Annotated in this window: 3 protein-coding genes; 2 read left to right on the forward strand and 1 reads right to left on the reverse strand. The window is 38.1% G+C overall.

The features are described 5' to 3' along the window. The first annotated feature begins 372 nt into the window (after positions 1-372). Positions 373-5,826 (forward strand): GEVED domain-containing protein, encoded by a 5,454-nt coding sequence (locus tag M0M57_RS08010; RefSeq protein ID WP_248436657.1) that lies wholly within the window; start codon positions 373-375, stop codon positions 5,824-5,826. Between the two features lie 205 nt (positions 5,827-6,031). After that, entirely contained in the window at positions 6,032-14,500 is an 8,469-nt protein-coding gene (locus M0M57_RS08015) for a GEVED domain-containing protein (protein ID WP_248436658.1), read from the forward strand. Positions 14,501-14,688: 188 nt separating this feature from the next. Here the strand turns inward: M0M57_RS08015 and bioB are convergent, their stop codons facing one another. Further along, on the reverse strand, positions 14,689-15,774 hold the full coding sequence (gene bioB, locus M0M57_RS08020; protein ID WP_248436659.1) for a biotin synthase BioB: 1,086 nt from the start codon (positions 15,772-15,774) through the stop codon (positions 14,689-14,691). Between the last annotated feature and the right edge of the window lie 58 nt (positions 15,775-15,832).

Raw genomic sequence — 15,832 nt, forward strand, 5'->3', positions numbered from 1 at the left:
TTTTTTAGATTAAAAAAATTCATTTATTGTAAGTTCTTTTTTACTCATTTTATAAATTTTAGCATCTTAACATAAAAATTTAGCAAAACAACTAAATAGTGTTAATAATTTGTGATGAAATAGTAAACGTATTCCACAAAAAAATGTATTTTTGCTCTTAACAGTTACAAAAAATAGGGTTTTATAGTGTTGATTTTGAAATGTTTACGCCTTAATTTATCAGAATTTTAAAACATAAATTTAAGTTAAAAGTAGTTAGTCGATGATTTAACACATTTAGTCGGTTTTTATTATTTTAAGAATTTGTAAGCCGATTATTTTTAACTCAGCCAAAAACCAAAAAAATAGAATTTCCAAAAAAACTAGAATACTATGAATACAACTTTACAATTAAAAAAAACCTTAGCTAATTTATTTCAAAAGACAACTTTCAATTTTGGAATATTGTTTTTAGGATTTTATTTATTTACCTCTTTGAGTGCACTAGCACAAGTGGTTAACTATGGTTATCAGGAGTTCAATGGAGTTTCTCATGGAGAGGTTTATACACCTATTGCCGGAACAGATATTTTTGGGTCAACACCATTTAACCAATTCACTCCTATAGGTTCTGAGATTCCAATTGGTTTTTCATTCAATTATAATGGCACAAACTATTCACAAGTTAAAGTGCATTCAAATGGGTTTATCTATTTTGGAGGTTCCTCAAATGTTGTTGCTGCTCAAGCGACTCCTATTAATAATGCAAGTATAACACAATATGCAGGAGCTGTTGCGGGACATTCTAGAGGTTTGGTTTATTCAAGCTTTGGTTCGGCACCTATTTATAGTGCAGTGACTCATCCAACAAGTGTTGAATATTTAATGACAGGAGCAGTAGGCAGTAGAGTTTTTACTGTGCAATTTAAAAATATGGCAAGACCCAATGGTTCGTTGGCAGCTAGGGAAGGGTTGTTAAATTTTCAAATTAAATTGCATGAAGGAACAAATGTAGTTGAGGTTATATACGACCAACAAGTATCATCTCCTTCAACAAATGTGCAACTTCCCGGACAATGTGGTTTAAGAGGTGCGGCTGCCACGGATTATAGTAATAGAGTAGCAAATTCAGTTGATTATCTCGTTACAACACCAGGTGGAGCTAATAATGTTGGTATAAATTACAGAAACACTTCTAATGCAGGAACTGTTATACGTATGCAATGGACACCGCCATGTTATACTCCATCGGGATTAACAGCAATAAATTTTACCGGTACAACGGCAGATATTTCATGGACTGCACCAACGGTTGCACCAACCAGTTATCAATTTGAAGTACGAAGTAGTGGTTTAGCTGGTTCAGGACCAGTTGGTTTAGGCGATTCAGGAACTGTTGCCGGAATATCAACGGTGGCCAATGGTTTATCAGAAGGTTTTACGTATACATTATATGTGCGTTCGTTTTGTGGCGGGTCAGATTACAGTGCTTGGGTAACAGGACCAACATTTACGTTGCCTTGTGTCGCAACAACGGTACCTTATTATTTACCTTTCGATCCTATGTCGGATGGATTTACAATTGGTAACATGCCGGTGTGTACGTCTAATCAAAACGGAGGCGGAGGTGGAAACAACTGGTTATCCACAAACCCGAATTTTGGAGCTGGTTATTTTGATGAGCATTTAACATATAGTGCTCATCCTACTAATCCGGCAAACACATGGTTTATTACAAAGGGTATTGCTTTAACAGCAGGAGAAACCTATCGAATTCAATATCTATATGGAGGATCTTCTAATTTTACTTTCTACACAAATAAAATGGAAGTTCGCTATGGTACTACCGGAACAGCAGCAGGTTTGGCTGGAGCTATTCAGATAGAAAATCATCCTGAAATTAAATCTTCGCCTGAAACTAATATCGTGAATTTTACCGCACCAACAACCGATACCTATTATTTTGGTTTTAGAGCTTATTCTGATGCTAATATGGCCAATCTATATTTAGATGATATCTTTATTGATGTTTCTAACTGTTTAAAACCAACAGGTCTTATAGCACCAGCGGTTTTAGTTAGTTTTAATAATGCTACCATCACTTGGACGGCTCCAACACCTTCCCCGGCAAATGGATATGCTTATTATTATAACACAACCGGAGTTGCTCCAACTAATGGAACGCCTTTTTCGGGCACAGTTCCTGCAGGAACAACGTTAACAACTATTCCAAGCTTAACACCCAACACATTATATTACGTTTGGGTAAGAAGTATTTGCGGGCCGTCTGAATTTGGAGAATGGTCAGCAGGAACAAGTTTTACAACGTTACCTGCACCACCAGTTTATTGCATTCCTTCTGGAGCGGGTTATTTTCAAGACCCAAATGGTATTACAAACGTAACGATGGGAAGTATAAATAATACAACGGGTCTGGAATTGCCAAATTATTATGGAAATTATTCCGGTTTAACAACCAATGTGGCTCAAGGAGCAACAGTTCCTGTGAGTATAACTTTTAGAACAGGTTTTACCTACGACACAATTATTTGGGTAGATTGGAATAACGATGGTGATTTTGTAGATGCAGGAGAACAAGTATATTCCGGAGTATCAGGATTTACTAATCCAACTACTTTGTTAGCCAGTTTTACTGTGCCAGGAGCTCAGCCTCTAGGACCAAGACGATTACGTATTGGTAGTATAGATGCCCCTACTTTTGTAGGGGGAGCGTTAACGTCGTGTAGAAATGGTGAGTATCAAGCTTTTGAAGATTATACCATTAACGTAATATTTCCACCGCCAGCGTTAACGCTAAGTGCGTCAACAATGTCGGCTCAATGTGGATTAACTAATTCACCGTTAATTACCATTACATCGCCTTTAGCAAATTATGATGTGTATACCTGGACACCATCTGCAGGTGTGTCCGGTACTCCCGGAACAGGTTTTACATTTAATACCAGTGCAACTACAACCTATATTTTAACAGCTAGTCAAACCAGTGGTAGTTTCAGTACCAATACGGCTACGTTTACCTATGTAGCCAATGAAACCCCTACACCTATTACAATTGCAACGCCAAACGGAACAGCAAGCTGTGTCAATGGACCGGCTATACAGTTAAATGCAGCAGGTGGTATTGTTTCAAATGTAACAGTGTTTAGTGAAAACTTTAATTCAGGCATCAACGGGCCACCGGATTTAGTTCCTGTGCCGCCGGTACTTCAGTTTAAATCAAGAATTAGTTCTACTGGAGGAAGTAGTCCTGCTGCTTCTGCCTGGACGATACGACCAAGCGGATACACCACAACGGGTCCAGTTTGGTTTGATACTTTTAGTAGTAATGATAACACTAATTTTGTTTTTGCTAATTCAGATTCACAAGGAGATCTTCCTGCACCAAGTGTAACTAGATCAAGGTTGATTTCACCACCAATCAATTTAACCTCATACACCTCTGCAACATTAAACTTTTATCATTATTTCAGGTATTTGGGAATAAATGATTTAGCTTATGTTCAAGTGGCTATTGATAACGCAAATCTTGCTACTTTCCCGGAAGGAACCGATCCTGAATCGCCCTCATTAACTTGGACTAATTTAGCTCAATATACTTCCAATCAAGGAACGGCTACCAATTTTGCACAGACATTTTTAAATTTGAACCCGTATGCCGGGCAAGTAATTCGAATTCGTTTTAATTACCAATCCAATTGGGGTTGGGGTTGGGCTGTTGATAATTTTAGAGTATTGGGAAGTGCTTCATCAGATATTGTTTGGTCACCAACTACTGGATTGTATACCGATGCGGCTGGAACTATTCCATATACCGGAACAGCTACAAATGTAGTATATGCTATGCCTGCTACAGATCAAGTTTATACAGCTGCAGCAACTGCACCGGGACCAACTTTTTGTCAAAGTACACAAACAGTTGCCATCACGGTTACACCACAAGTAGGAGGAACACTTTCTGCTAATCAAGTTTCTTGTGATACGGCTTCGTTTAACAACATTACATTAACAGGTCATACAGGAAATATAATTCGTTGGGAATATGCTAATGATGCTGCTTTTACAGTGGGTGTAACAACTATTGCAAACACAACAACAACGTTAACTCCTGCACAATTTGGAACATTTACAACTGTTCGCTATTTTAGAGCAGTGGTGGGAACGGGTGTATGTAATCCTGTTTATTCAACAATAACTTCAGTAACTATTAATTCAACTACATTAACAGGAACCAATACATGGAGTAACGGTACACCGGATATAACTAAGCGAGTAATTATTGCAGGAAACTATACAGCCTCTTCAAACTTTAGTGCTTGTTCGGTTCAGGTTTTGTCCGGAGCAACTTTACTTGTGCAATCAGGTGTAACAGTTATAGTTGAAAACGAGTTTGTGGTAGATGGACCTTCTTTGCCTACCACAGTTATTTTTCAAAATAATTCAAGTTTAGTGCAGTTGAGCGATGCGGTTAATTCAGGTTCAATCCGATATGAAAGAAACACAACGCCTGTTGTTTTTTATGACTATACCTATTGGTCGTCGCCGGTTGCAAATCAGACGTTAGGAACTTTTTCACCAGACACAGCTGCCAATCGTTTTTATGTGTTTAATAACACAACCTATTCTTGGCAAAATATTAGTACGGCTTCTGTAATGAATGCGGCTAAAGGATATATAATTAGAGCTCCAGGCACACACAGTACAACAGTACCGTCGGTTTTCACGGGTTCGTTTTATGGAGTGCCCCACAATGGACCTTATTCCATTGGTATAGTTGTTTCGGGAACGCAAAACAGAAACTTATTAGGAAATCCGTATCCAAGTGCTATTGATGCCGATTTGTTGTATGCGGCAAATAATACAGTGTTGCAAGGAAACATGTTCTTTTGGACGCACAATACACCAATAACGGCAAATAATTATAATTCTAACGATTATGCTGTTTATAATGCATCAGGTGGGGCTGGAACAGCTGCTTCACCAAATCCGGGTGTAAATCCAAATGTTCCAAACGGTAATATTGCTGCAGGACAAGGATTTTTTGTGCAAGGATTGGCATCTGGAACAGTTAATTTTGATAACACAATACGTTTGTCAGGATCAAACAATTTGTTTTATAGAAGTGCAAATGCTCAGCAACTCAAATCACTTGAAAAACATAGAATTTGGTTAAATATAATCAACCAACAAGGGGCATACAAACAAATGCTGCTAGGTTATATTGAAGGAGCAACAAACGAATTAGATAATGCGTACGATGCCGAACTAACAGAAGCAGGAAATGTGGTTAGTCTTTACTCTTTAAACAGTGATAAAAAATTAACGATACAAGGACGAACATTGCCGTTTAATGTGAATGACGAAGTGCCGCTTGGTTTTAGAACTTCTGTTCCGGGAGCCTATTCAATTGAATTAGAAAATTTTGATGGTTTGTTTGAAGAAGGACAAATAGTTTATTTAGAAGATAAATGGCTTAATGTAATTCATAATTTGAACGAAAGTAATTATAACTTTACAACAGAAACCGGAACTTTTGAAGATCGATTTGAGGTTCAATTTACTAACGGAACATTAGGAGTTACTAATCCAACCGATGCATCCAATGCAATTGTTGTCTATAAAAATAGCGAAACCATTTTCATCAATTCATCCAATTTAATGATGGCCGAAGTAAAACTTTTTGATATCAGAGGACGATTGATTACAGCCAAACAGGATATCTTGGCAACAGAGGTAAGTTTTGCCAATTTAAACATTGCTAACCAAATGATTTTAGTTCAAATTACAACCACAGATGGTGTAATTTTGACCAAAAAAGTCGCCTATTAAAAAATCAAAAATTTAACTATAAAACCCTTAGAGTTTTCTAAGGGTTTTGTTTTTTTATAAACAAGTCAAAAAAAAATTGTTAAAAAGAAATGATATGCATTTTATCGATTAATCGTGCTTTTTAACGATTTGTATAGGTTTGCTTAACAACATGTTAACAAATTTTGTTACATTCACTAACTTATTTTAAACCAATTTTTTAATTATGACTAAATACTACAATTCGTTGAGTTGGCGTTTGGGGACGTCGCTCAAAACCCGAGAACCGGATGGAGATAAAAATCCATATGTTAGTTCGTTTTTTGCCACTAAGAAAGTATGGCATTTGATGTTTTTATTTTTGATATTGAACATTTTTAGTTTGGATTCTTTTGCTCAAATTACTGTTGGTGCAGGTAACACATCAAATGGAAATGGACCTTTTAGTTCGTGTTGGGGATATTCCTATCATCAGCAAATTTACCTTCAACCAACTATCAACACAGCAGGTAATATAACGTCTTTGTCTTTTACAAGTGCGGGAATAATTCCAACTACAGCAACAGGCGGTACACCTAATACTCCACAAGGTGCCAATACCGCTTTTAGGATATATTTAGGCCATACCACCAAAGCAGACTTTGCAACCAATAACGATTGGGAGCCATTGGCAAACTTGACATTGGTTTATGATGGGTCTGTCACTATGCCAACATCATCTGGGCAAGTGATTACTATCAATTTAACTGTTCCTTTTGCATATAATAACACAGATAATCTAATTTTAGCGGTTGACGAAAACTCACCAGGATATTCTTGTACTTATAATTGGCTAGCAAATACAGCTCAAACAAATAGAAATATTTATTTTCGAAGTGATACCATAAATCCTGACCCTACCGCACCTGGTACGGGAGCGAGAACAACAACAACACCGCAAGTAGTTTTGGGCGGTCTGGTTCCTGTTTTACCACCTAATTGTATTGCTTCTCCAACCACTCCTTCAAATGCAGGTACTGGGTTTAATGGTTCAAACTTAACTTGGTCTGGAGCAACAGGAAATCCTTCTGGTTATACATTATACTTCGGAACAGATGGAGGAGGGACATTAGCTCCTACCAATTTAGTGAATGGAAGTGCATTAGGTTTAACCAATACTTATGCTATACCACCAGGAACTTTATCACCATCAACAACCTATTATTGGCAGGTAATTCCAACGAACAATAATGGTGCAGCCACAGGTTGTGCAATTTGGTCTTTCACAACAGCAAATTTGCCAAATTGTGTCACAACACAAACACCTGCAAATCTTGCCACAAATGTGGCTCTTAACACTGCTTTATCATGGAGTTCAGTAGCGGGAGCATCTAGTTATGATGTTTTCCTTGGAACTTCATCACCAGCAGCTTTTTATGCCAATGCAACAGGAACTTCAACACCATTAGTAGCAACATTATTGGCGAATACAGAATATTTTTATAAAATTGTCCCTAAAAATGCATTAGGAAGTGCAACATCTTGTGTTGAAGGTTCTTTTACAACAGGTTCTAGTTTTATATATTGTAATCCTACCTATTCTTTAGGGTGTGGAACCGATGCTATTACTAATGTAGTTTTGGGAAGTTTATCAAACGCATCAGGCTGTACTGCTTCTCCACATTATACTTTTTATAATGCATTAACAGTTCCTACACTTCAAAGAGGGGTGAATCAAAATATATCCATTTCTTTTGGTACGGACTCTAACCAATATTCTGCTGTTTGGGTGGATTTTAATCAAAATGGTACTTTTGAAGCCTCAGAAGGATTTCTAGCTACTGGTAATGCCGGAGCAAGCGGCACCGCTGTAATCACAATTAATGTTCCACTAGGAGCCGTTTTAGGAAATACTAGACTAAGAGTTAGAGGTGGAGATGATTCTCCTCTTACGACTAGTATGGCTTGTGGTGCATCTGCTAGTTCTTATGGTGAAACAGAAGATTATATTGTTACTATAACAGAAGCCCCAGTTTGTTTACCTCCAACAGCATTTACTGCTAATGTGTTAGGTGATTCTGTTAACTTGAACTGGTCAAGTACAGGCTCTGATTTTCAAATAGAATATGGTCTGTCAGGTTTTACATTAGGAACTGGAACAACCGTTTTAGCAAGCGGAATATCTACAACAATAGAAGAACTTACACTTGAACAAGCATATCAAACCTACATTCGTCAAGATTGTGGCGTAGATGGTTTTAGTTCTTGGGTAGGGCCAATTACCTTTACCCCATCAAACTCGGTTACTAATACTTCTGGAAATATTAGTACTTTATTAGTAGCTGTTGAGCCTACGCCATCAACTTTTTCAACATGTCCTGGAACATTATCTATTACTGTTCCTACAGGAAAATGGATCGCTTCATTAGCAGTTGAATACAGTATGACTGCTGTGGGAGACCTTTTTGATGAGGGTTGGATGAGCGAACAACGTTCCTTCATTTATTCCCCAACTTTAGGAGTAGGTGAAGCAACTGTTGCTGCAGGAGCAGGAGATTCCACAGGTACATTTAATTACAGTAGAAACCTTCCGTTCGCTGAACAAGCCACAGGTACTATAACATTCCAATTACATGCCTTTAGAGGGTATGGAGGAAGTGGTTGTGGAACAACTTTTAACTTGGTGAATAATGGAACTTGGAAATTAACTCCAGTTTTTGAAGATATACCAAGTTGTTTTGCTGTTTCAGCTAGTAGTATAGTAGTTGTACCAAGTGCTGTAGATAGTGCTTCTATTACTTGGAACGCACCATCATCGCCACCTGCTGTGGGCTATGAGTGGGCAATGACCACTTCGGCAACGCCTCCTACTTCAGGAACTTTTACGGCAACAACATCGGCAGAAGCGGGTTCTTTAGCGATAGGAACTTCCTATTATGTGCATGTTCGCGGAGTATGTGAAGAGGGGGTAGATTATAGTGCTTGGAGAACTTCAGCAATTTATAATACACCTTGTATATCAACCACAGTACCTTATTTTATGGGGTTTGAAGTGGCTGAAAACACAAGCTGTCTCTTGTATCAAGATTTGAATGGTGTGTCAACTTGGAATGTCTTTACAGGTACTTCAACATCAGCATCAACAGGAACAAATAGTATGCAGTATCAGTGGAATGCTTCAGTTCCGGGTAATGATTGGTTCTTCCTTCAAGGATTAACATTAGATGCCAATGCTAATTACCGTTTCAAATTTAAATACAAAGCATCAGATGGCCCTACCTATGTTGAAAATTTGGAGGTAAAATACGGAACATTACCTACAGCTTCTGAAATGACTTCTGGAACGTTGGCTACCCTTACAGGAATTAATTCTGCTTTGGCAAGTCCATTTTCTGAGTTTACAATTGATTTTTCACCTGCTACTACAGGAGTATATTATATTGGATTCCATAATTTCTCTGCGGCTGATAATGCATTTCTATATATCGATGATATTTCAGTAGATTTTGTACCTCCGGTATTTACATCATTCGAACCAGCAACAGCATGTTCTGATGATTTAAATGAAACTACTATCACTATAACAGGTTCAAATCTATCCGATATTTCTGAAATAGAGATTAACGGAAGTTCTTATCCTTTTACGGTGGTAAATGACACTACTATTACAGTTGATTTAGATGAAAATGTAACCACTGGTGTAATAACAATCTCGGATGGTTTTTCAACAGTAAATAGTGCTACTTTGTTTGAAGTATTCAACTCACCGGATGTTGATCCAATCACAGCACCAGATACAGCCTTATGTATGCCTAATACATTATTATTAACAAGTACATCAGGTGGTTCTTGGTCATCGTCAGATGAGACTATAGCAACTGTTGTTGGAGGTACAGTTTCAGGGGTTAGTCCTGGTACCGTAACAATCAGCTATTCAATTACTGATAATGGCTGTACTACTACTGTTACCTATGATGTAACTATTAATGCTCCAGTAGTAATTAACTCATTTACACCAAGTCAAACTGTTGTAACGGGTAATAATGCTACATTCTCAGTTACTGCTTCAGGAACGGGATTAACCTATCAATGGTTTGCCTTTGATGGTATTGATACGTACCAATTGGATGATTTGTTAAGCTTATATGGAGAATCATATACAGGTTCTACTACTTCTTCTTTAGTTATTGGAAGTGTGCCCGGAGATATGAATGGTTTTGAGTTTTATTGTGAGGTATCAGGAGTTTCTCCTTGTACACCAGAAACTACAACACCAAATTCTATACTAAATGTAGGTGATACTGGTATTAGTTCTGATCCTGTGAATGCTGCACTTTGTGATGGTGGTTCAACTACTTTCACTGTTGTGAGATCAGGTGATGATGCAGAAGAAGATATTACCTATTCATGGGAATATGATGCAGATGGTACAGAAAACTGGTTGCCTGTTACGGATGGTGATTTAGACGGTATGACAATCTCAGACGCTGAGACTAATGTATTATCTGTTTCTACAATTACATTAGTTCATGATGGTTATAGATTTAGAGGAGTAGTTACAGGACCTGCAAATGCAGCAACTTCAAACCCTGCTACTTTAACTGTAAATGAAGGTGTTTCAATTTCAGATCAACCGGATAGTACTTTGGTTTGTAGAATTAATACAACTGCTAACTTTAGCGTTGCTACAGGTGGAGTTGTTTCTGGAATTCAATGGCAATCTTCTCCAAATGGAGTTGATACTTGGACTAATGTTGGAACAGGAGCTTCACTAAGTGTGAATGTTACTCCTGCTAGTTCTGTTGGTGTAACTTATTACAGAGCTGTTGTTAGTGGCACCTCACCTTGTTTACCATTAAATTCAGATGTTGTTACGTTAACAGTTCAACAACCAACAATTTCGGTAACACCAAGTTCTGCTTCTTATTGTGTACCAAGTGATCCAGTAAGTTTAACTGCTTCAGGAGCCGCTACATACACATGGTCGCCAGCAACAGGTTTAAGTGCAACAACTGGAGATACTGTCTTGGCTTCTCCTGCCTCTACTACAACTTATACAGTTACAGGTGTAGATGCTGATGGTTGTTCAAATACAACTACAGTAACTGTAACTGTAAATAATGCTGTTCTTGCTACAGCAACGGCAACTCCAGACACGGTTTGTCCGGAAGCAAATGTACAGTTAGATGTTACTCCAACTCAAGGAAGTAAAAATATCAGTGCTTATAAATTTACTAGAACAACATCTACTTATTCAGCTTTAACTGGAGCAACTACATTTTCTATAAGTGCAGGAGCCGGTACAGCTGATGATGGGTATTCTGCTTTATTAGGTATTGGATTTAATTTTAACTTCGGCGGGAATAATTTCACACAGTTTAGAGTAAGTTCAAACGGAGCTGTTTATTTAGGAGGTGCTCCGGCAGCTACTTCTTATGCTGCTTTAGGTGCAGACTCAAATGTAATTGCGTTTAACAGTCGTGATTTAAATAATTCTGGTGCTGTTTATAGTTATGTTGTAGATGGAGTAGCTCCAAATAGAATTTTAAAAATCCAGGCTACTAATTTTTACAGATACAATACTCCAGCTCATACAGGAAATGCACAAGTTTGGTTGCATGAAACTTCTAATTTAGTTGAAATTCGTTATGGAGCTTATAACCAAGCATGGACTTCAGCTGGAGTACAAGTTGGTTTAAGAGGAACCTCATCAGCAGCAACTCAAATTCGTTCGATTTCATCAACAACTTGGGCTGCTATTACTGATGCAAGTGCATCAACTTCCAGTTCAGCAACAATTACTCAAGGAACCACAAACCAAGTTGTAAGTGGAACTTTGTTTAGATTTACACCTGATTACTCAGATCAATTTACTTACTCTTGGACTTCTGAACCTGCAGGCTTTACGTCTTCAGTTAAAAATCCAATAGCAAACCCAACAGAAGATACTACTTATACAGTTACTGTAACAGGAGCTTCAGGATGTTCTACAACATCAGAAGTTGCTGTAAGTGTTATTTCTGGTGCTGAAATTGAAACTCAACCAGTTTCATTAGTACAATGTGCCGGAACAAATGCTACTTTCACTGTAGAAGCTTCAGGTCCGGGTATAACTTACCAATGGAGAAAAGGTGGTGCTAGTATTGATGGTGCTACTTCAGCAACATTACAATTGAATAACATTTCAGCAAGTGATGATGCCTCTTATGATGTGGTAGTTACTCCGTTATGTGGAGAGCCTGTTACATCAGATGCAGTTACTTTAACTGTAAACCCTCTACCAACTGCTGTGGCTACTAATAATGGTCCGGTTTGTGAAGGTGGAACTGTTAATTTAACAGGAAGTTCAGATGTGGGAGTTACATTCTCTTGGACAGGTCCAAACGGATTTACTTCAACAGATCAGAATCCAACGATTTCAGATGTTACACTTGCAGCATCAGGAACATATACATTCACAGCTACTTCTGCTGACAATTGTTCATCAACTGGATCCACAGAGGTTTTAATATCACCAAGTTTAGTATTAGCAATTACACCTAGTGCAAATCCTATTAATGTTTGCGAAGGAGATTTACAACAATTAACAGTTTCTACTTCAACAACTAGTGTTATTCTGACTGAAAACTTTAATGGTGCTGCTTCTGGGTGGACTACACAGAATCTTACAACTGGTGGATCTAATCAGGCTGCGACAGCATGGACTTTAAGACCAAGTCCGTATACTATTGCTGGAACTTTTGGAGCAACCTTAAGTAGTAATGATACTAGTCAGTTTATGTTAACAGATTCTGATATTGGAGGAAGTGGTTCTGTAACAGATACACGTCTACAATCTCCGGCTTTCAGTACTGTAGGTTATAATTCTGTTAATATTAGTTTTTATCACTATTACAGAATCCCTGCTACTTTTGCCGGCCTAGAATATTCACTTAACGGGACAACATGGACTACATTAAAGACCTATACAACAGTTCAAGGAGCTCCAACCGGTTTTGTTCAAGATAATATTGTTTTGCCTGCAGCAGCTTTAAATCAGGCTGTTGTATATGTGAGATTTAGATACGATGCTACTTGGCAATATTATTGGGCAGTTGATAATTTTGTGGTTTCAGGAACTCCTATTCCTAATGTGACTTGGTCACCAGCAACGGATTTATATACCGATGCTTCTGGAACTATTTCTTATACGGGTGGAAATGCAGCAACGGTTTATGCTAGAATATCAACAACTAGTCCAACTAGTTATACTGCTACGGCCGTGAGTTCTTTTGGTTGTGAATCAGAGGCTATAGTGTCATTGTCTGTAACACCTGCAACCACTTGGTATGCAGATACAGATGGAGACGGTTTTGGTAATGATGCAGTTACTCTTCAAGCATGTACTCAACCAGTAGGCTACGTAGCAGTAGGTGGCGATTGTAATGACAACGCTAACACTATTTACCCAGGAGCCACAGAAATCTGTTACGATGGTATCCTTCAAAACTGTAACGGTGATTTAAATGACGGATGTCCGGTTGTTCTAACCCAAATTCGTCCTTATTTCTGTGGAACCACATTACAATTTGTTAATTCTTCTATCTTGGCAGATACACCAACAGGATTGCCTGTAGGAGCAACTATAACAGGTTACCGTTATGAGATAACCAATTTATCTACAACGGCAGTTAGAGAAGTAGAAAAAACAATTGCGATGATTCGTATCAATGAAACGGATATTGCAGGTTTCAATACTGCTTATTCCATCCGCGTAATGGTTAGAATTAATAACGAATGGCAAGACTATGGAACAGCTTGTACTATACTTACTCCGGCAATTCCAACTACCGCAGTGAGTACAGTTTGTGGTCAAGTTTTACCATCATTACAATCTACTATCTATGCTACTACAGTAGTTTCGTCCACAGGATATGAATTTGAAGTAAGTCGTATGGAAGGCGGAGTAGCTGTTGAAACAACTACAATCGAACGCTCGGTAAACAATTTCAAATTAACCTTGTTAAGCGGAATTCAGTATGTTTATGCTTCGGAATATCAAGTTCGTGTTCGAGTAAAAGCAAATGTAAATGGAATAGAGGGTTGGTCTAATTACGGAGCAGTATGCTCTGTATATACACCAGAGGCCCCAGAGGCAGCAATAGATGGTTGTGGAGGTGAAGAAGGTATTGCACCAGCCGCACTAAACACACCAATTTATGCTACACCATTAACGGGAGCAACACAATATCGTTTCACGTTAAGTGATGGTGTTAGCTATAACCAAGTATACACTACATCAGCACGATTTTTTAGGTTGAGTAACTTTAATGCATTGCAGACTTTAACGCCGGGTGGTAACTACTCGGTAACAGTAGAAGCTGAGATTTACGGTTATTTCTATCCAGGAAAAGATTGTAATATTCTAGTGCCAGGTGGTGGTCTAAGATCAAATTTAGTTAAAACTGAAGAAACGATCAACTTACCAACTGATTTCAAAGCAGTGGCTTATCCAAACCCATTTGCAAACAGTTTTGCTGTTGATGTAAGAACTTCCAACACTGAAAAAGTGAGCTTGACTGTGTATGACATGGCAGGACGGCTTTTAGAAGTAAAAGAAGTAAATGCAAGCGAAGTTGCTAACTACCAATTTGGAGATCGTTATCCATCTGGAGTTTACAATATGATTGTAACACAAGGTGAAGAAACGAGAACTGTGAGAGTGGTGAAACAATAAGTTTCTAAAAACTAAGATACTGAGCAACTGAGTTGCTGAGTTTTATAAAGAGAAGCCTCCGAGAAATCGGAGGCTTTTTTTGTGCTTTACGTTTTCAAATAAATCGAATGTCTTTAAGTAAAAAAGCTCTTGGCATTTATGCTAAGAGCTAATCATAGATATCTTGTTTTTAGTTATTTTGAATTTGATTACTTTCCTTTCAACGAAACCTCAACATTACGTTCAATTGTGTGTCCGGGTCTTGACCATTTAGGCTTTTCGCCCAACGCATGTAATTGCGAATCTTCTGCTTCAACTGTTTTGGGTTGCAATCCTTTTTCAAATGGTTTTTGCGGCTTGAGACCTAATAATTCAAACATTTTCATGTCTTCATTTACATCCGGATTAGGAGTAGTCAATAGTTTATCTCCTGCAAATATTGAATTAGCTCCTGCAAAAAAGCACATCGCTTGGCCTTCTCTATTTATTTCTGTTCTCCCGGCAGATAAACGAACTTGCGTTTCCGGCATTACAATCCTAGTAGTAGCAACCATTCTAATCATTTCCCAAATTTCAATTGGTTTTTGGTTTTCCATAGGCGTTCCTTCCACTGCAACAAGAGCATTGATTGGAACAGATTCCGGTTGCGGATTTAAGTTTGACAATGTCACCAACATTTCGGCTCTATCTTCAATACTTTCTCCCATTCCAATAATTCCTCCACTACAAACGGTTATGTTTGTTTTTCTAACGTTGTTAATGGTTTGCAATCGATCTTCAAACCCACGGGTAGAAATCACTTCTTTATAAAATTCTTCCGATGTGTCAAGGTTGTGGTTATAGGCATATAATCCGGCTTCGGCTAAACGGTGAGCTTGATTTTCTGTGAGCATTCCCAAAGTGCAACAAACTTCCATATCTAGTTTATTAATGGTGCGAACCATTTCCAGCACTTGATCAAATTCCGACCCATCTTTCACGTTTCTCCAGGCTGCACCCATGCAAACACGGGAAGAGCCTGATGCTTTGGCTCGCAAAGCCTGTGCCTTAACGTGCGGAACACTCATTAAATCATTTCCTTCCACCTTAGTGTCATAGCGAGCAGCTTGCGGACAGTAGCCACAATCTTCTGAACAACCTCCTGTTTTAATAGAAATTAGTGTAGATACTTGAACTACATTTGGGTCATGATGTGTTCTGTGAATTGAGGCAGATTCAAACAACAAATCCATCAAAGGTTTGTTGTATAAGGCAAGTATCTCCTCCTTTGTCCAATTGTGTTTTGTGGTATTCATAAAATATTATTATATGTCAAAAGTACTTAATTTAGACGAATAAGAAGCAAAGCAAAAG

The sequence above is a fragment of the Flavobacterium azooxidireducens genome (assembly GCF_023195775.1).
GTDB lineage: Bacteria > Bacteroidota > Bacteroidia > Flavobacteriales > Flavobacteriaceae > Flavobacterium > Flavobacterium azooxidireducens.